Origin of the sequence: Mesorhizobium sp. M0437 (assembly GCF_040321335.1) — a bacterium.
Lineage (GTDB): Bacteria > Pseudomonadota > Alphaproteobacteria > Rhizobiales > Rhizobiaceae > Mesorhizobium.
On record NZ_JAMYRK010000019.1, the window covers coordinates 50464 to 67006 of the forward strand.

The 16543-nt window shown below is 63.0% G+C and carries 17 protein-coding genes; 7 read left to right on the forward strand and 10 right to left on the reverse strand.

Annotation, left to right across the window (positions count from 1 at the left end; genetic code table 11):
* Positions 1-146 precede the first annotated feature (146 nt).
* A complete protein-coding gene (locus NKI72_RS14625; RefSeq protein WP_352833319.1) occupies positions 147-2396 on the forward strand; it encodes a GumC family protein in 2250 nt (749 codons plus the stop codon).
* A gap of 23 nt (positions 2397-2419) precedes the next feature.
* Here the strand turns inward: NKI72_RS14625 and NKI72_RS14630 are convergent, their stop codons facing one another.
* Positions 2420-3649, reverse strand: coding sequence for a GNAT family N-acetyltransferase (locus NKI72_RS14630; RefSeq protein WP_352833316.1), 1230 nt, complete (start codon positions 3647-3649; stop codon positions 2420-2422).
* Between the two features lie 89 nt (positions 3650-3738).
* On the opposite strand from NKI72_RS14630, the gene NKI72_RS14635 reads away from it, so the two are divergent.
* Complete coding sequence (locus NKI72_RS14635) at positions 3739-4797, forward strand: polysaccharide deacetylase family protein (RefSeq protein WP_352471988.1); 1059 nt, start codon at positions 3739-3741, stop codon at positions 4795-4797.
* On the opposite strand, the gene NKI72_RS14640 is transcribed toward NKI72_RS14635, so the two are convergent.
* Positions 4794-5021 carry a DUF2842 domain-containing protein gene (locus tag NKI72_RS14640; RefSeq protein WP_023674629.1) on the reverse strand — a complete coding sequence of 76 codons (228 nt, stop codon included), beginning with the start codon at positions 5019-5021 and terminating at the stop codon, positions 4794-4796. The two genes, NKI72_RS14635 and NKI72_RS14640, sit on opposite strands and share 4 nt — an antisense overlap.
* 151 nt (positions 5022-5172) lie before the next feature.
* Between NKI72_RS14640 and NKI72_RS14645 the strand changes: the two genes are divergently transcribed.
* Positions 5173-6267, forward strand: coding sequence for a COX15/CtaA family protein (locus NKI72_RS14645; protein ID WP_352833314.1), 1095 nt, complete (start codon positions 5173-5175; stop codon positions 6265-6267).
* On the opposite strand, the gene NKI72_RS14650 is transcribed toward NKI72_RS14645, so the two are convergent.
* The 3 genes from NKI72_RS14650 to speB are packed head-to-tail and all read right to left on the reverse strand — an operon-like array spanning position 6257 to position 9060.
* Positions 6257-7096 carry an aminoglycoside phosphotransferase family protein gene (locus tag NKI72_RS14650; RefSeq protein ID WP_352833311.1) on the reverse strand — a complete coding sequence of 280 codons (840 nt, stop codon included), beginning with the start codon at positions 7094-7096 and terminating at the stop codon, positions 6257-6259. The two genes, NKI72_RS14645 and NKI72_RS14650, sit on opposite strands and share 11 nt — an antisense overlap.
* Positions 7097-8023 (reverse strand): N-acetyl-gamma-glutamyl-phosphate reductase, encoded by a 927-nt coding sequence (gene argC / locus NKI72_RS14655; protein ID WP_352833308.1) that lies wholly within the window; start codon positions 8021-8023, stop codon positions 7097-7099.
* A 29-nt stretch (positions 8024-8052) separates the two neighbouring features.
* Positions 8053-9060, reverse strand: a complete 1008-nt coding sequence (speB, locus tag NKI72_RS14660) for an agmatinase (protein ID WP_352471982.1) — start codon at positions 9058-9060, stop codon at positions 8053-8055.
* A 304-nt stretch (positions 9061-9364) separates the two neighbouring features.
* On the opposite strand from speB, the gene NKI72_RS14665 reads away from it, so the two are divergent.
* Positions 9365-10423: a glycerophosphodiester phosphodiesterase family protein gene (locus NKI72_RS14665; RefSeq protein ID WP_352745892.1), complete on the forward strand. Its 1059-nt coding sequence runs from the start codon at positions 9365-9367 to the stop codon at positions 10421-10423.
* Between the two features lie 336 nt (positions 10424-10759).
* Here the strand turns inward: NKI72_RS14665 and NKI72_RS14670 are convergent, their stop codons facing one another.
* Positions 10760-11638, reverse strand: a complete 879-nt coding sequence (locus NKI72_RS14670) for an aldo/keto reductase family oxidoreductase (protein WP_352833305.1) — start codon at positions 11636-11638, stop codon at positions 10760-10762.
* A 94-nt stretch (positions 11639-11732) separates the two neighbouring features.
* On the opposite strand from NKI72_RS14670, the gene NKI72_RS14675 reads away from it, so the two are divergent.
* On the forward strand, positions 11733-12641 hold the full coding sequence (locus tag NKI72_RS14675) for a LysR family transcriptional regulator (RefSeq protein ID WP_352850240.1): 909 nt from the start codon (positions 11733-11735) through the stop codon (positions 12639-12641).
* An 87-nt stretch (positions 12642-12728) separates the two neighbouring features.
* Here NKI72_RS14675 and NKI72_RS14680 read toward each other — a convergent pair whose 3' ends face one another.
* The 4 genes from NKI72_RS14680 to NKI72_RS14695 all read right to left on the reverse strand — a co-directional run bounded on the left by NKI72_RS14680 (position 12729) and on the right by NKI72_RS14695 (position 15111).
* On the reverse strand, positions 12729-13259 hold the full coding sequence (locus tag NKI72_RS14680) for a hypothetical protein (protein ID WP_352542425.1): 531 nt from the start codon (positions 13257-13259) through the stop codon (positions 12729-12731).
* A gap of 224 nt (positions 13260-13483) precedes the next feature.
* Positions 13484-13966, reverse strand: coding sequence for a 30S ribosomal protein S9 (gene rpsI / locus NKI72_RS14685; protein WP_023674644.1), 483 nt, complete (start codon positions 13964-13966; stop codon positions 13484-13486).
* Position 13967: 1 nt separating this feature from the next.
* Positions 13968-14432 (reverse strand): 50S ribosomal protein L13, encoded by a 465-nt coding sequence (gene rplM / locus NKI72_RS14690; RefSeq protein WP_023674645.1) that lies wholly within the window; start codon positions 14430-14432, stop codon positions 13968-13970.
* A 214-nt stretch (positions 14433-14646) separates the two neighbouring features.
* Positions 14647-15111 (reverse strand): PaaI family thioesterase, encoded by a 465-nt coding sequence (locus tag NKI72_RS14695; RefSeq protein ID WP_352542427.1) that lies wholly within the window; start codon positions 15109-15111, stop codon positions 14647-14649.
* A gap of 156 nt (positions 15112-15267) precedes the next feature.
* Between NKI72_RS14695 and NKI72_RS14700 the strand changes: the two genes are divergently transcribed.
* Complete coding sequence (locus tag NKI72_RS14700) at positions 15268-16089, forward strand: enoyl-CoA hydratase (RefSeq protein ID WP_352833301.1); 822 nt, start codon at positions 15268-15270, stop codon at positions 16087-16089.
* 9 nt (positions 16090-16098) lie between these two features.
* Complete coding sequence (locus NKI72_RS14705) at positions 16099-16521, forward strand: VOC family protein (RefSeq protein WP_352833298.1); 423 nt, start codon at positions 16099-16101, stop codon at positions 16519-16521.
* The last annotated feature ends 22 nt before the right edge of the window (positions 16522-16543 follow it).

A 16543-nucleotide genomic window follows, 5' to 3' on the forward strand; every position in this document is an offset into this window, starting at 1 on the left:
CGGGCCGGATCGACAAATGCAGATGGTTTTCAGCCTCTTGTTTGCGGCTTGTTAATAGAGCCTGACAGGTTCTTACCGCGATATTAACGGCTGAGTTACCATAGTTGTTTACGGTGCATGCTGACTCAGTACCGGAGCAGGGATGCATGTCCGTTCAATCCGCGGCCGCAGATGTCGACGTCGATCTCAGGCAGCTTTTCGCCAGCCTGGCGCGAAACTGGTTGCGCATCCTTGTCGTCGCACTGGTTGTAGCCGGCCTGGCCTTTGCGCTCGCCTGGCTTGCAACGCCCGAATACAAGGCGGCAGCCAAGCTGGAGATCGGGCCTCGAGAATCGGAGTTCACGCGGCCAGCCGGGGCCAACGGCAACGAGCGGTCGATTCCCGACGAAGAGGCTGTGGCCACCGAGGTCCAGATCATCTCGTCCCCCGACATCCTCAAGCAGGTGGCGGCGAAGCTCAACCTGGCGAAATTGCCCGAATTCGACGAGGCGCTGAAGATGTCGGCGCTGAGCCGCGCCCTTGTCCTTGTTGGCTTGAAAAGCGATCCGTTCGAGATTCCGCTGGAAGAGCGCGTGCTGGACGCAATGCATGAGAAGCTCAACGTCTATGGCGTTGAAAAAACCCGCGCGATCGCAATCGAGTTCTCGTCAGAGGATCCAAAGCTTGCCGCCGCGATCCCGAACGCCATTGCAAACGCCTATATCGCCTCCAAGGGCAATGCCAAGCTCGAATCGAATTCCGCCGCCACCGACTTTCTGGCGCCGGAAATCGCGGATCTGCAGAACCGGGTGAAGGAGGCGGAAGCCAAGGTTGCCGCATTCCGTGCGCAGTCCGATCTTTTGATGGGCGGCAACAATTCGGTGCTTGCCACCCAGCAGCTGTCCGAATTGTCGAGCGAACTGTCACGCGTGCGCGCCAATCGCGCTTCGGCGGAAGCGACCGCTGACAGCGTGCGCATGGCGTTGCGCAATGGCGGCTCGCTGGATGCCGTTCCGGAGGTGTTGTCTTCCGAACTGATCCAGCGCCTGCGCGAGCGGCAAGTCGAACTCAAGAACAACATCGCCGACCTTTCCACCACTTTGCTCGACAACCATCCGCGCATCCGCGCGCTGAAGTCGCAGCTCGCGGATCTCGACCGCCAGATCCGCAACGAAGCGGAAAAGATCATGAAAGGCCTGATGGCGCAGGCCGAGACGGCGAAGGCGCGAGAGGCTCAACTCGTGGCAGACGTCAACACGCTGAAGGCGGCGTCCGCCCGCGCCGGCGAAGAGCAGGTGGAACTCGATGCGCTGCAGCGTGATGCCGCGACCAAGCGTCAGCAGCTCGATCTCTATTCATCCAGCTATCTCCAGGCGGCCGCACGCAAGGATCGCAACTATCTGCCCGTCGACGCTCGCGTATTTTCGGAGGCCCAGGTGCCGGCCGAACCTTATTTCCCCAAGATTGGTCCGATTGTCAGTGCGGCCTTTGTCGGCTCGTTGCTCATCATGGCGATCGTCACGCTGCTGCAGGAACTGTTTTCCGGCCGCGCCATGCGTCCGGCCGCCGGTGCCCATTTCGAGCGCATCGAGCAGGTTGCGATGCCGGCTGTCCAGGCCGAACGCGTGATGGCCGAGCCCGACCCGTCGGTTGGCCGGTCCGAACCGGCAGTCGTTGAGATCGATGAGGCCGACGACGACAATATCATTGAAAGCAAAGTGGAGCCGGAACCCGTCGCGGTGGCGGAAGCGGCTGCCGAGAAAATCGAACCGGAGTACTCTGAAATGGCAGCTGGAGACATTGAACCGGCACGTTCTATCCTCGGCGAGGTCGACATCGACAAGGCCGCGGAAAAACTGATCGCCACCGGTGCCGCCCGCGCCATATTCGTGTCGCCGGAAGGCGACGAGGCGGCTGCCTCGGCGGTGTTGGTGGCGCGCGCAGTCTCCGACGCCGGGCTACGCGTGCTGCTGCTTGATCTCACCGCTTCGGGTGCCGCCTCGCGGCCGATGCTGGACAGCGGGCTGTTTCCGGGCATCACCGATCTGCTCGCCTCGCAAGCGCAGTTCAGCGATGTGATCCACCCCGATCTCTATTCGGACTGCCACGTTATTCCCGTCGGCACAGCCGATCCGGTCCGCGCCATGCGCGCCGCCGACCGGCTGCCGATCATCATGCAGTCGCTGACCACCGCGTATGATTTGGTCGTGGTCGAATGCGGACCGGCCGACGCGCAAGGCATCAGCCGCCTGGTGGGCGAGGGGACCGAGGTCTTGCTCTCCATGCTTGAGCCGGACGACGAGGTGACACAGGCTGCGGTCGCGCTCATCGAGAGTGGCTATCCCGACCTGACGCTGGTCACGCCCATCGGCCATGTGGCGCCGGGCCCAATGCCGGGACGGCGCTCGGCCGCCTGAGGCAGTTTTCTCTCAAATCGAAATCAGCTGTCGTCTTCGCCTGCGGCCGGTGCTGTCCGCCCCACGGCTTTGCGGCGCAGTAGCTTGGTTAGCTTCCAGACCAATGGGCTGTGCTTGATGAATGCCTTCAGGCTTGCGCCGTGCCTGAGCGCAAGCGCCAGCGCACGACCTTTCAGCGTCAGCGGAACCAGCACCTCGAAATGCTGCGTTTCGACATCGCACCACAATCGCTTGTAGGGTTCGTCGCCGACCGAGAAATCATAGATTTCGAAACCCGCCTCGCAGGCTTCCTGGATGTTCTCGAAGAACAGGAAGTCGCCCGGGCTGGTGTGTGCGAGGTCGTCCTCGGCAATCGCCCCGAACTCGCAGATCAGCCGCTTGCCCGAGCGGCTCGACCCGGTGACTGCACGAAGTTTGCCGGCGACTTCCAGCCCATGCAGGACGAAGGACGGATCTTCCTCTTGAAGCGCGTCGGCAAACAGCGAGCGGAAAAAAGCGCGCACCTCCGCCTCACCGAAAACATTGGCGATGCCCATCTTGCGGAAGCGGGATTCCTTCATCTCAAAAAAGGCATCGAGCAGCATGTGCACCTCGTCCGCAGTCCTCGCCTCGATGCGACGATAGCTGCCAACGGCCTCGAACTTGCGCGCCTGCGAGCGATGCTTCTTGCGCCTGCGCTTGCCGCTCACGCGGGTGAGCAGTGCGTCAAATCCTCCCACAAGACCGGCAGCCAGCGACAGATTGGGGCTCGAAAAATGCGGCAAGGCGGAGAGCGGGTTGGCAACGCCGTCGAGATCGGGCAGCAGCCGCTCCAGCGCGACAAGATCGATGTCGCGCCGCGCCTTGGCAATCGCCGCCAGCATCGAGCGGATCGCCGCGCTATCGGCATTCGCCAGCCATTGCGGGTCGGCGGCGGCAAAATTGCCGTTTGCATGGCGGCCGCCCATGAACCGGGCGACGCGGAACGCTCCACTGCGAGTGACCTCCAGCGCCAGTGAGAAAATCGGCCTGTCCTCGGCGCGCAGCGTCGCAACGACAACGTCGGCGCCGGTATGTGCGGCCCAGTTCAGGATCCAGCCGGCGCTTTGCGCAGGGGCAAAAAGCGCCGAATGGCAGAATTCTGCGTACGCCGCCAACGCCGCACTATCGGCGACCGAGGTTGACAGGCCGGCTTTGCCGGCCGGCAAGGCATACGGCGACGCCTCGCTGCTTGCCAGCCGATTGCCGTCAAATGACGCGGTGGCGTCAACCATACCTCAATCCTTGGGGCGTATTCGTCGCGATTGGGGGTCCGCGCAGGCGCATTCCATGCTTGATGAGCTTAGGCGCAAAAGGTGAATGAATGATCGACGGGGGCGAGGCAATCCGCAAACTGGCGCTCAATCTCGCCCGCTATTCCGGTCTCGCGCCGCTGGCCAAGCCGTTTATCGGCGGCCTTGGCGCCATCCTGATGCTGCATCGGGTAACCGCGACACCGGAGAAGCCGAACGGCGTCAACCGCCATTTGAACATCGCGCCGGGGTTTCTCGACACCGTGATCGCCGACATGAAGGCGAACGGCTACAGTTTCGTCACGCTTGACGAGGCGATCGAGCGCATCAAGGCCGGCGACAAGGACGGCCAGTTTGCGACGATCACCGCCGACGACGCCTATCGAGACAACATGACCGAGGCGCTGCCGGTGCTGGAGAAGCACGGCGCGCCGATCACCATCTACGTCGCGCCGGGGCTGATCGACGGCGCTGCCGATTTGTGGTGGGACGTGGTCGAGGACATCGTCAATGCGCGCGATCGCCTGACGCTGACGACGCCGGATGGCCCGGTGACAATCGACTGCTCGAGTCCGGGAAAAAAGGTCCAGGCCAATGCGCGCCTGCACGCTCATCTGACGCTGAAGGTGCGCGAGCAGGACCAGCGTGCGGTGTTGCGGGATCTGGCGCGCTCGAACGGCATCGAGTTGGGTGGTCCGCGCCCGAGCACGCTGATGAACTGGGACGAGATCCGCACCATGGCCGGGCACCCGCTGGTGGCGATCGGCGCACATAGCGTCAATCACTGCAATCTGAAGCGGCTTTCCGAGAGCGATGCGCGACATGAGATCGGCGACGTCAAGCGCATATTGCAGGCCAAACTCGGCGAGGAACCGCGCCATTTCGCCTATCCCTACGGTTATGCCAGTGCCGTCGGCCGCCGCGAAGTAGGCCTAGCCCGCGATGCCGGCTACGCCTCGGCGGTGACGACCCGCCACGGCATACTCCGCGCCGAGCATGCCGGCTTCCTGCACGCCCTGCCGCGCATTTCGGTCAATGGCCGCTATCAGAGCGTCGCCCACATCCGAACAATGTTGTCGGGCGTGACGACGCCGCTGGCCAATGCCGGCAAGACGGTGGTGACGATCTAACTGTTGCCTCGCCCCTTCGGCCGCGGCTCCAGGATCAGCCATTTGATGATGCCCATCGCCGGCAGCACCCACAAAAGCCCGCTGAGCAGGAAGAAGATGAAGTGCGCCAGCGGCCCGGACTGCGACAATTGGGCGACCGCCACGATCGAGGCGACCAGCGCATAGACAATGACCAGCACTACCAGCAGGAAGCTTCCGATCAGCTTTTTCAGGCGAATGGGCATGGCGCGATCTCGTTGATCGCTATCGCTTAGGCCGAACAGCCAATACGCGCAACCCGCCAGAAACGGCGCGACGGCGTGCCGCGCTGTCCGGTCTTGCAAGCCGGGTTGCGATGGTTCACCAATCCGCGACTTCAACTGCCGGGACAAATCCATGGCTGCTGCCATATCCGATGCCGCGCCTTTCGCCGCCCGCGATCGCGACCTTCGCAACCGCGCGCTGGTACGCGGTTGGCTCTATGTCGTGCTCCTGGTGCTGTTTGCGCTGGTACTGGTCGGCGGCGCTACAAGGCTCACCAATTCCGGCCTGTCGATCACCGAATGGCAGCCGATACACGGCGTCATCCCGCCGCTCAATGATGCCGAGTGGCAGGAGGAGTTCCTGCGCTACCAGCAGACCCCGCAATATGCCGAACTCAACAACGGCATGAGCATCGAGGCGTTCAAATCGATCTTCTGGTGGGAATGGGTGCACCGCATCCTGGCGCGTAGTGTCGGCGTGGTCTTCGCCCTGCCGCTGCTGTTCTTCTGGGCGACGCGCCGCATCGAGCGGGGCCTCGGCACGAAGTTGTCGGGCATCCTCCTTCTCGGCGCTCTGCAGGGCGCGATAGGCTGGTGGATGGTGGCGTCCGGGTTGGTTGACCGGGTTTCGGTCAGCCAATATCGGCTGGCGACGCATCTGACGCTGGCGGCGCTGATCTTCACGGCGACCATGGTGGTCGCGCGTGGGCTGGCGCCGCACTCGGAACCTGCCGCCGACAGCTCGACGCAACGTCTGGCCGGCTTTCTGGTGCTGCTGGCGCTGGTCCAGATCTATCTCGGCGGGCTGGTCGCAGGGCTAGATGCCGGCTTGAGCTACAACACCTGGCCGCTGATGGACGGTAAGCTGGTTCCCGGCGACCTGCTGCTGCTCGAGCCGGCATGGCGCAATTTCTTCGAAAACCCGAAGACGGTGCAATTCGTCCACCGGGTCGGCGCCTACACGATCTTCGCGGTCGCGCTCTGGCACATGATTGCGACACGCCGGCGCCTGCCGGGCACGACGCATGCCCGGCGCGCGACGCTGCTGTTCCTGATTGTCGCGGTGCAGGCGTCGATCGGCATCGGCACGCTATTGATGCAGGTGCCTCTGCACATGGCCCTGACGCATCAGGCATTCGCGCTGTTTCTGCTGGGCTTCGCCGCCGCGCATTGGCGCGGTACCAAGGGCGCTTACCCGCTGCCCCACGAGATCGCTCTCAGAGGCTGAGCCGCACCCGCCGGATTGCCGCGGCAATCGCCAGTTCGCGGTTTTCGTCGACCGCATTGCGATCTTCATGGTGCCATGCAGCCGACAGGCAGCCATAGGCGATGGCGTGGTCCAGTATCGCGGGCGGCGACTGGCCGAGCGTTGCTGCAAAGACATGCGCCATATGCGCGATCCGCCGCGGATCGGTGCAAAGATCGTCTCGGTCGAGTGGGTTGTAGAACACATTGGCGGCATCGAAGCCGGGGTCGCCGAGAACGCCCTTCGGATCGATCGCCAGCCAGCCGCGCGGACCGTGCATGATGTTGTCGTGATGCAGGTCGCCATGCAGCGGCCGTACGTCGTGCGGATTGGACAACAGCCGTTCCGCGATTTCGGCAGCTTCGACATACAGGCTCTTTTCGCCGGCGGCGCGATCAGCCTTCGCCTTTTTGAACAGGCTGGAAAACCGGATCCGCAACGGCTGAAGGTCCGGCGGGGCAGGGTGCTTCGACGGCGAGAACAGCTTGGCCATCACCTCCGCCGCGATCGCGGTGGCGGCATTGTCGCCGTGTTCGGCAAGATGGTGTGACAGCATCCTGTCGCCAGCATATTCGAGCAGCATGCACTGGCCATCGCGGCCCAGCAGCCGCACCGCGCCTTCGCCGCGTCGCCAGGCGAGGAAATGCTCGCCGCGCAACTCGTCCTCGACATCGTCGAAAGGCTTTAGATCCTTGACGATTGCCGGTGAGCCGTCTTCGCGAGCAACCTTCCAGATGCGGCTGCTGAACGTTTCGGCGATGAGTTCGGGCGCGCCGACCTTCCAGCGCTTCGGAAATGCTGGCGCATCCATTCAGAGGCCGAGCATCAGATCCATGTTCTGCACGGCAGCGCCCGAGGCGCCCTTGCCGAGATTGTCGTAGACGGCAAGCAGCAGCGCCTGCGCCCTGTTATCATTGGCAAAGACATAGAGCTTCATCCGGTTGGTGCCGTTGTAGATCTCCGGATCGATGTCGGGCATGCGTTCCTGATGCAGATACGGCGCTACCTCGACCACGCCGCCATCGATGGAAGCGAAATGATCGGCGATCGCCGCGTGAAGCTCGGCACCGCTGGGCACATGGTCGAGGCCGCCGAGTTGCAGCGGCACCACCGTGATCATGCCTTGCGCGAAATTGCCGACTGCCGGCTGCATGATCGGATCGTGCGAAAGCCTGGCATAGGTCCTGAGTTCCGGCACGTGCTTGTGCTGCAGCGTCAGTCCGTAGGGCAGGAATTCCGGCGCATCCTCGCCCTTGGCGACATAATCCTCGATCATCGGCCGGCCGCCGCCGGAATAGCCGGAAATGCCGTTGACGGTGACCGGAAAATCGGCCGGCAGCAGCCCCGCCGCAACCAGCGGCCGCAGCGTCGCGATTGGTCCTTGCGGCCAGCAGCCAGGATTGGCGACGCGCTTCGCCGAAGCGATCTTCTTCGCCTGGTCCTTGTCCATTTCGGCGAAACCATATTCCCACCCATCGGCGACACGATGCGCCGTCGAGGCGTCGATCACTTTGGTGGTGTCATTGGCGATCAGCGAAACGCTTTCCTTGGCGGCCGCGTCCGGTAGGCAGAGAATCGCGACATCGGCGGCATTGAGGAACTCGGCGCGCGCTGCCGTTTCCTTGCGGCGCTCGGTCGGGATGGAGATGATTTCCAGGTCGCCGCGCTCGGCAAGCAGCGCCCTTATCTGCAGACCGGTGGTGCCGTGCTCGCCGTCGATGAAGATTTTCGGTTTCATTGCGTGCCAAAATTCCTGTTATCTCAAAGCTATATGCCGCTCGCCTGATTCAATCCGGCAACGCTGTGATTGCCTTGGTTCATTTCCTCGAGCCGGGCCTTTCGTTCCGCCAGCAGCCCGAGATAGTGCATGGCCACCATCGAGCCGGCAATCGCCGTTATATCGGCGTGATCATAGGCTGGCGCAACCTCGACGACGTCGGCGCCGACGATATCGAGCTGGTTGATCTGGCGCAGCACCGACAGGATCTTTGCCGAAGACGGGCCTCCCGCGACCGGCGTTCCGGTGCCGGGCGCAAAAGCCGGGTCCAGGCAATCGATGTCGAAAGTGACATAGGTCTTCTTGCCGCCCGTACGGTCGACGATGGCATACGCGATGTCGGACGCACGCATTTCCTCCACTTCATGGCCGTATAGGATCTTGATACCGAACGTGTCGGGCGCATGGGTGCGGATGCCGATCTGGATCGACCGGTCGGGGTCGATGATGCCCTCCTTGACTGCACGGCCGACGAAGGAGCCGTGATCGATGCGCTTGCCGTCGTCGGGCCAGGTGTCCTGGTGTGCGTCGAACTGCACCAGAGCCAGCGGGCCATGGATGGCGGCATGCGCCTTGAGCAGCGGCCAGGTGACGAAGTGATCGCCACCGAGTGACAGCAGAAAGGCGCCGGATTTCAGGATCTTGGCCGCTTCGCGTTCGATCGTGGCAGGCGTCTTCTGGTGATTGCCGCTGTCGAGCAGGCAGTCGCCATAATCGACCACGGCAAGCTGTTCGAACAGATCGCGCGAAAACGGATATTGCGGGTCGTTGTCGAGGATGGCCGAGGCGCGGCGGATTGCCTGCGGTCCGAAACGGGCGCCCGGCCGATTGGTGACCGCAGCGTCGAAGGGAATGCCCCACACCACCGCATCGGCGTCCTTCACGTCCTTCGAATATTTGCGCCGCATGAACGACAGGGCGCCGGCATAGGTCGGCTCGAACGACGCACCCGTCCTGGAGCGGGTGGTGAAGGCATGATCGATGGTCCTTGGCGGCATGAAGCGATCTCCTGTGCGTCGACGCGCAACCTTATTGGACATAATTCTCAGAATTGCGACCCCTGCGGAGGATCATGGCCATTCGATCCGGTCACAAATCCTTGCTCGCCAGGCGAACCCGGCAGGCTCGCCAGGAGATTGCCTGGCAAGCAACCGAAAGTAGCCGCCGAAGACTGCTTCGGCCGGCGCTGACCTGATTTTCCGGCATTTTGCAAGCCGGCTTCGTTCACCTGCCTGTCACGGGCATCGCTTAACCGGGGTGCGATCCCGGTACGGAGCGATTCTCGTGCGAACGACCTGTCTCATGCGAACGATTTGGCTGAGCCTTCTACTTTCCGCGGCGCTGGCGCTCTCCCTTGGCCAGGCATCGGCAGGCGAAACGCGCGCCAGGCAGATTCTCGACCGCTTCGAGCACGCCAACCAATGGCGCGACCATGTGATAGTGGCCGCGCACCGCGCCGGCGGCATGCAATCCGGCAAGACGCTCTATCCCGAAAATTCGATCGCCGCCGCCGAGGCGTCGATCGCAATGGGCGCCGAAATCGTCGAGGTCGATATAAGGCGCTCGAAGGACGGACAGTTCGTCGTCATGCATGACAGTTGGCTCGACCGCACGACGAATTGCAAGGGTGAGGTGGTCAACCGCACGATGGCCGAACTCAAGACGTGCCGTTTGGTGATCGAAGGCACCGGCGCCGTTACGGGCGAGACGGTCTCGACGTTGCGCGAGATGTTGATGACGACCAGGGACAGGATCCTCATCAATCTCGACAACAAGCTCGACACCGAAAGCCTCGTCGGCATGGTCGCGGTTGCGCGCGACCTCGGCATGGCCGAACAGGTGATCGTCAAGGAGAACCTGTGGAATGCGGAGCGGATTGCCAGTGTCAAGGCCGCCATGGACGCGATCGGCAGCGGCTTCCAGTTCATGCCGATTATCGCCGATGACGCGGTTCGCGACGCCATGTTTGCCGAGAAAGTGGGCCGGGCCTTCCCGATGCGCGCGGTCGAGATGATCAACTGGCGCATGGGATCAGAGACACTGACCGAGACCGGCGGCCCGCTGTTCAGCCCGCGCATGCGCGCGCTGGCGGTGAGGGGCGACTGGCACATCTGGGCCGACACCTATGCCATCGTCAACAAGCCGGGAGGCTTCCTCGCCGGCGGTCGCGGCGACGAGCTGGCGGTTGCGGCCAGCCTGCCGCGCGAGACTTATGGCTTCTGGGTCGAGCGCGGCGCCACCATCATCCAGACCGACGAACCGAAGGCCGCCATCAGTTGGCTGGCGGCGAACGGTTTTCGCGTGCCCTATGCCGGTGAGAAGCGCCCGGCCGAGCCGGCCAACACGGCCAGCATCAACTAGACCGGCGCGGCGAGAATTGGATCTCCCTCTTGTGGTGACGATGCCCGGCAGGGCAGAAGGGCGCTGTCCCGCCTACCCCAGGCCGGCAGCGCCAAACTTTCGAAGGAACCCAGAAACAGAAAACCCGCCTCCGTGGGCGGGTCGCTGGAGCCAATTAGCACCATACCCAGATTAGTAGCATAGCTGCCGGCACAAAGCAAGAACAAAATGTGGCGTAGTAGCAGAAAAATGCGACGATCCTTCAGCGCCTCGGCGGTTCCTTCGCTGTCCTGCCGGCAATCTCCCCCGCAAGGGAACCCACTTGGGGGAGATTGGCTCATCACTGCCTTCGGCAATCTACCCGCAGGCCGCCATTGCCACACCATCCAGCTCCTTGATGACATCGTCCGACAGTTCGAGGTCGGCAGCGGCGAGGTTCTCCCGCAGATGCGCGACGGAAGACGTGCCGGGAATCAGAAGAATGTTGGGCGCGCGGCGAAGCAGCCAGGCGAGCGCGACCTGCATGGGCGTGGCGCCGAGGCGTGCGGCGACCTTGGACAAGGTCGACGACTGCAACGGGTTGAAGCCGCCAAGTGGGAAGAACGGCACATAGGCGGTGCCGTCGCGGGCCAGATCGTCGATCAAGGCATCATCGCCCCGATGCGCCAGATTGTACTGGTTCTGCACGCAGACGATCCTGCACATCCTGCGGCCTTCGGCGATCTGTGCGGCGGTGACGTTGCTCAGCCCGATGTGGCGCACGAGGCCCTGTCGCTGGAGCTCGGCAAGCGTCGCAAGCGGCGCCTCGATCGACCCTTCGGCGGGGCCATGCGCGTCGAACATGACCCGAAGGTTGACCACCTCCAGCACGTCGAGTCCGAGATTGTGCAGATTGTCGTGCACCGCCTGTGTCAGCTCTTCTGCCGAGAAGGCCGGCAGCCATGAGCCATCCGTGCCGCGTCGGGCACCGATCTTGGTGACGATAACGAGGTCGTCGGGATAGGGTGCGAGCGCTTCGCGGATCAACAGGTTGGTCACCTGCGGGCCATAGAAGTCGCTGGTGTCGATGTGGTTGACGCCTTGTGCAACGGCTTCGCGCAGTACGGCCAATGCCGTGTCATGGTCCTTTGGTGGGCCGAAGACGCCTGGCCCTGCGAGCTGCATGGCGCCGTAGCCGAGCCGTCTCACCTTGCGGTCGCCGAGGATGAATGTGCCGGACTGGTCGACGCTGGACATGGTCTTTCTCCTTCAGGAACGGTGCACAGATAGACGCTGTCCGATCTCATGATAATTGGGTACAATTCGCACGGGCTGTGCGGAATGACGAACAATGCAGATTGATCTCGGGGACCTGAACGCCTTCGTGGCCGTAGCGCGCGCCAAAGGTTTTCGGGATGCGGCACGCGCCAGCGGCGGCAGTGCGTCCGGCTTGAGCGAGGCGGTGCGGCGCCTGGAGACGCAGCTCGGTGTCAGGCTGCTCAACCGGACGACCCGCAGCGTTGTCCTGACGGAAGCCGGCGAAGGCCTGCTGGCGCGGCTCGGTCCTGCCTTGACCGAGGTGGAGTCGGCCCTCGACGTAGTGAACGGCTTTCGCGACAGGCCGGCAGGTACGTTGCGCCTCAATGTGCCGGTCAGCGCGGCGCGGCTGGTACTGCCCAGCATCGTTCCGCCTTTTCTCGCCGCCTATCCGGGCATCCGGTTGGAGGTGATCTCGGAGGAGAGCTTCGTCGATGTGCTGGCGGCGGGGTGCGACGCCGGCATCCGCTATGAGGAGCGGCTGGAGCAGGACATGATCGCTGTGCCGATCGGACCGCGTGTGCAGCGCTTCGCCACCGCCGCCAGCCCGGCCTACCTGGATCGTCATGGCCGGCCGCAACACCCGCGCGACCTGCTCGGCCACGCCTGCCTGCGCGGCCGCTTTGCCAGCCGTGCGATGCCGCCGTGGGAATTCGAGCGCGACGGCGAGGTGGTGCGGGTCGACCCGACGGGGCCGCTTCTCGTGACCCTGGGCGGGGCGACTGACCTCAAAGTCGATGCAGCCATCGCCGGCACCGGCATCATCAGCCTGTTCGAGGATTGGCTACGTCCTCACTTCGAGAGCGGAGCGCTCGAACCGCTGCTTGAACCCTGGTGGCAGAGCTTCTCCAGGCCGTTCCTTTACTATCCCGGCCGGCGCCTCGTGCCGGCGCCGTTGCGGGCGTTCATTGACTTCATCAAGGCGTCCGCCGGCCAGCCCTGACACCCGGGAGAGCCGCGCCCGAAAATAAGCGCGGCTCCCTTCCCTCAGGTGACCCGCCACTACGTTTCGCGGCAGGTCTTGCTTGATCTATTTGACTGGAATCATCAGGTGCGCGTAGGGCGTGTCGGGGAACATGACGTATGGTTGTGTGGGGTTCGGCTCGTGGGGATACAAGGCCATCATGTCTGGTGCGTTCATGACCATCACGTGCGGACCATCATGCAGCCATTCGGCCCCCTCCGGCGGCTTGGTTGCAAAGGGGTCGGTATTGCTGGCCGCATCGCCTCCTTTTAGCATGTAGGCGAAAGCAACTTTCCCTGCAGGCGGCTCCTTCTTGGACATGATCGCGTGCATCCACGCCATCCCGTTCTCATCCGTGCACATTGGGTCGTCGGCGGGAGTGCTCGGGTCGTCCGGGATGCAAGTGAAACCGTTGGTGCCCTTCCTCAACGTTTTCATCTCCCAATTCACGACGGCGGCGTTTTTGCCGACAGCCGCCGGTGCCGCTGTAATCGCATTCTCGATCAGCTGCTCGTCGCTTTTGTCGGCCGCAGGCGCGGCGAATGCCCAAGTGGCGGCGACAGCTGCCAGAAACACACTGCTGGAATGGATGCGCATTGCCTCCTCCTTCGCGAGCGTCGGGTTACCGGCGCGTCGCAACGTGCACAGCTCCCGCTCTGTGGAGTTGGCTGCTGGCCTGGGATCTGGAACGCGCCTGTAATTAAGATACTACTAATATTATGTTGGGTCACCTGAAGATGCGGGATTGCTATGTCGACAAAGAAAAGGGGCTGCGAAATACGCAGCCCATTTGACAAAATCGATAGAAAACAGGTCTCTGTTTAACGCTTCGAGAACTGGAAGGAGCGGCGGGCCTTCGCCTTGCCGTACTTCTTGCGCTCGACGACGCGGCTGTCGCGGGTCAGGAAGCCGCCCTTCTTGAGCACGGCGCGCAGCGCCGGCTCGTAATAGGTCAGCGCCTTGGAGATGCCGTGGCGCACGGCACCCGCCTGGCCGGAAAGGCCGCCGCCGATGACGGTGGCAACGATGTCGTACTGGCCGGCGCGATTGGCGGCGATAATCGGCTGGTTGAGGATCATCTGCAGCACCGGACGCGCGAAATATTCGGCGAACACCTTGTCGTTGACGACGATCTTGCCGGAGCCGGGCTTCACCCAGACGCGGGCGATGGCGTTCTTGCGCTTGCCGGTGGCGTAGGCGCGGCCCGACTTATCGAGTTTCTGGACGTGGACGGGTGCGGCCGGCTGGGTGTTGGTATTGCCGGTGGCAGCTCCGAGTTCTGCGAGCGAGGAAAGCTCAGCCATCTTACGAAACCTTCTTGTTCTTGGCGTTCAGCTTGGCCACGTCGAGGACGACGGGCTGCTGGGCGACATGCGGATGTTCCGTGCCTGCATAGACGCGGAGGTTCTTCATCTGGCGACGGCCGAGCGGGCCACGCGGGATCATGCGTTCGACGGCCTTCTCGACGACACGTTCGGGGAAACGACCCTCGAGCAGCTGGCGCGCGGTGCGCTCCTTGACGCCGCCGGGATGGCCGGTGTGCCAGTAATAGACCTTGTCGGTGAACTTCTTGCCGGTGAACACCACCTTGTCGGCATTGATGACGATGACGTTGTCGCCGTCGTCGACGTGCGGGGTGAAGGTGGGCTTGTGTTTGCCGCGAAGATGATTGGCGATGACAGTGGCGAGACGGCCGACGACGAGACCCTCGGCGTCGATCAGCACCCACTTCTTCACCACATCCGCAGGCTTCTGCGAAAAGGTTGCCATGGATTGTTGCTTTCGGTTCGGACCTTCAAAAGAAGGCGTTTCTTGTTGCTTGGATTGGCGAAAGGCGCTTGCCCGCCGCCAATAACAAAACGGCGGCCTTTGCGGGCCGCTGTTCCGTGAGGGCTTATAGGAGAGGACGGCGACTGCGTCAAGGCGCGTGAAATGTCGGCGAGCTATCAAAATCCAGCAAAAACAATGCCTTGGATGAAAGGTATTATTTTACCACACCGTCAATCCGCTTTGGCGGGATCGAATAGGTGCCCGTTGCGTGCGCTACCGTGTGTCCCTCCGGGCCGGCGACGATGTCGATATCGAACACCATCAGGCTCTTGCCGAGCTTGAGGATGCGGCAATGGCCGTCGATCGGCCCGGCCTCGGCCTTGCGGACGAAATTGATGTTGAGACTGGTGGTGACCGAAAGCGCATCCGGTCCGGCATGCGAGAGCACGCAGACATAGCCGCCTATGTCGGCCAGCGTGAACAGCGCCGAACCCGACACGGTGCCGCCGGGACGCAAATGGCGCTCGTCGGCGTTGAGCCGCACGACACAGCCGCCTGGAAACACCTCCAACGCCTCGTAGAAGGTGAACTGGTCGTTGAGCTGCGGGAAAATGGTCGCCATCAGCGCGTTGATTTCGGCAGCCGCCAGCACCGGCTTGAGATTGCTGTGGGCGGGCATTTCAGTCTCCCGGTTTGCGCCCTGCATGTATGAACGCGACGTGGCGTTTCTGGCAACACCCCATTCATTATGGCAGAAGCGGACGAGGGAGTTGGACGAAGCGAGGCGGCATACTAGATTAGTCCATCATCGATCCGGAATCGCAGAGGAATGATCATGGCCGAAATCGTCGCCATCAAGCCTGCCGTTGCCGAAGGGCCGGTCGTCTCCAGGCTGGACAACGGCGTGCTGCGCCTGACGCTCGCCAATCCGCCGGCCAATGCTCTTTCGCTTGCAGTGATGGCGGCGCTGACGGCGGAACTCGACCGCGCCAAGGCCGACAAATCCGTCCGCGTCATCGTCCTCGGGGCGGTCGGCAAGGTGTTCTGCGCCGGACACGACCTCAAGGAGTTGAGCGCGCACCGCGCCGATGCCGATCGCGGCAGGGGCTTCTTCGAAAAGACGTTTTCCGCCTGCGCTTCACTGATGCAGGCGATCGTTCGCCATCCTAAGCCGGTGATCGCCGAAGTCGACGGCCTGGCGACGGCGGCCGGATTGCAGTTGGTCGCCAGCTGCGATCTCGCCATCGCCTCGCACGAGGCGACCTTCTGCACGCCTGGCGTCAATATTGGACTGTTCTGCTCGACGCCGATGGTGGCGCTGTCGCGCAACGTCTCGCGCAAGCACGCCTTGGAGATGCTTTTGACCGGCGAGACGATCGATGCGGCAACCGCCAAGGAATTCGGCTTGGTCAACCGCGTCGTGCCGCGCGAATATCTGAATCAGATTGTCACCAAATACGCGCAAACCATTGCGTCCAAATCCTCTCTGGTCGTCAAGATCGGCAAGGAAGCCTTCTACGAACAGGCAGAAATGGGGCTGGCCGAGGCCTATGATTACACCGGGCGAGTCATGGTCGAGAACATGCTGGCGCGCGATGCGGAAGAGGGCATTGGCGCCTTCATCGGCAAGCGCAAGCCGGAATGGCCGGAGGAGTAGGAGGCGGATATGGAACCGCGCATCTCCATCATCACCATCGCCACCGACGATCTCGACCGTGCGACGCGCTTCTATGAGGCGATGGGCCTGACCCGCCATGCCGGGATCACCGACGGCGTTGCCTTCTTCCAGATGGGCGGCGCTATTCTTGGCTTGTTTCCGCGCCCAAGCGCCGAAGAGGATTCGGGCGTCAGCTTCTCGAAGGCGCCGTCGGCCGTCTACCTCGCCTACAACACCCGCTCTGACGCCGAGGTCGACGAAGTGCTTGCGGCGGCTGAGAAGGCTGGCGGCAAGATCGTCAAGCCGGCCGGGCGCGCCTTCTGGGGCGGCTGGTATGGCTATTTCGCCGATGCCGACGGGCATGTCTGGGAGGTTGCGTACAATCCGGCCTTTCCGATTGCGGAAGACGGAACGATCTCGCTGCCGGGCTGACGACGTTCTCCCTGGCCCATTG

Coding starts and splice junctions, on each gene's coding strand:
- NKI72_RS14625 (WP_352833319.1), top strand. CDS start 147: ATGTCCGTTCAATCCGCGGCCGCAGATGTCGACGTCGATCTCAGGCAG.
- NKI72_RS14630 (WP_352833316.1), bottom strand. CDS start 3,649: ATGGTTGACGCCACCGCGTCATTTGACGGCAATCGGCTGGCAAGCAGC.
- NKI72_RS14635 (WP_352471988.1), top strand. CDS start 3,739: ATGATCGACGGGGGCGAGGCAATCCGCAAACTGGCGCTCAATCTCGCC.
- NKI72_RS14640 (WP_023674629.1), bottom strand. CDS start 5,021: ATGCCCATTCGCCTGAAAAAGCTGATCGGAAGCTTCCTGCTGGTAGTG.
- NKI72_RS14645 (WP_352833314.1), top strand. CDS start 5,173: ATGGCTGCTGCCATATCCGATGCCGCGCCTTTCGCCGCCCGCGATCGC.
- NKI72_RS14650 (WP_352833311.1), bottom strand. CDS start 7,096: ATGGATGCGCCAGCATTTCCGAAGCGCTGGAAGGTCGGCGCGCCCGAA.
- argC (WP_352833308.1), bottom strand. CDS start 8,023: ATGAAACCGAAAATCTTCATCGACGGCGAGCACGGCACCACCGGTCTG.
- speB (WP_352471982.1), bottom strand. CDS start 9,060: ATGCCGCCAAGGACCATCGATCATGCCTTCACCACCCGCTCCAGGACG.
- NKI72_RS14665 (WP_352745892.1), top strand. CDS start 9,365: ATGCGAACGATTTGGCTGAGCCTTCTACTTTCCGCGGCGCTGGCGCTC.
- NKI72_RS14670 (WP_352833305.1), bottom strand. CDS start 11,638: ATGTCCAGCGTCGACCAGTCCGGCACATTCATCCTCGGCGACCGCAAG.
- NKI72_RS14675 (WP_352850240.1), top strand. CDS start 11,733: ATGCAGATTGATCTCGGGGACCTGAACGCCTTCGTGGCCGTAGCGCGC.
- NKI72_RS14680 (WP_352542425.1), bottom strand. CDS start 13,259: ATGCGCATCCATTCCAGCAGTGTGTTTCTGGCAGCTGTCGCCGCCACT.
- rpsI (WP_023674644.1), bottom strand. CDS start 13,966: ATGGCTGAGCTTTCCTCGCTCGCAGAACTCGGAGCTGCCACCGGCAAT.
- rplM (WP_023674645.1), bottom strand. CDS start 14,432: ATGGCAACCTTTTCGCAGAAGCCTGCGGATGTGGTGAAGAAGTGGGTG.
- NKI72_RS14695 (WP_352542427.1), bottom strand. CDS start 15,111: ATGCCCGCCCACAGCAATCTCAAGCCGGTGCTGGCGGCTGCCGAAATC.
- NKI72_RS14700 (WP_352833301.1), top strand. CDS start 15,268: ATGGCCGAAATCGTCGCCATCAAGCCTGCCGTTGCCGAAGGGCCGGTC.
- NKI72_RS14705 (WP_352833298.1), top strand. CDS start 16,099: ATGGAACCGCGCATCTCCATCATCACCATCGCCACCGACGATCTCGAC.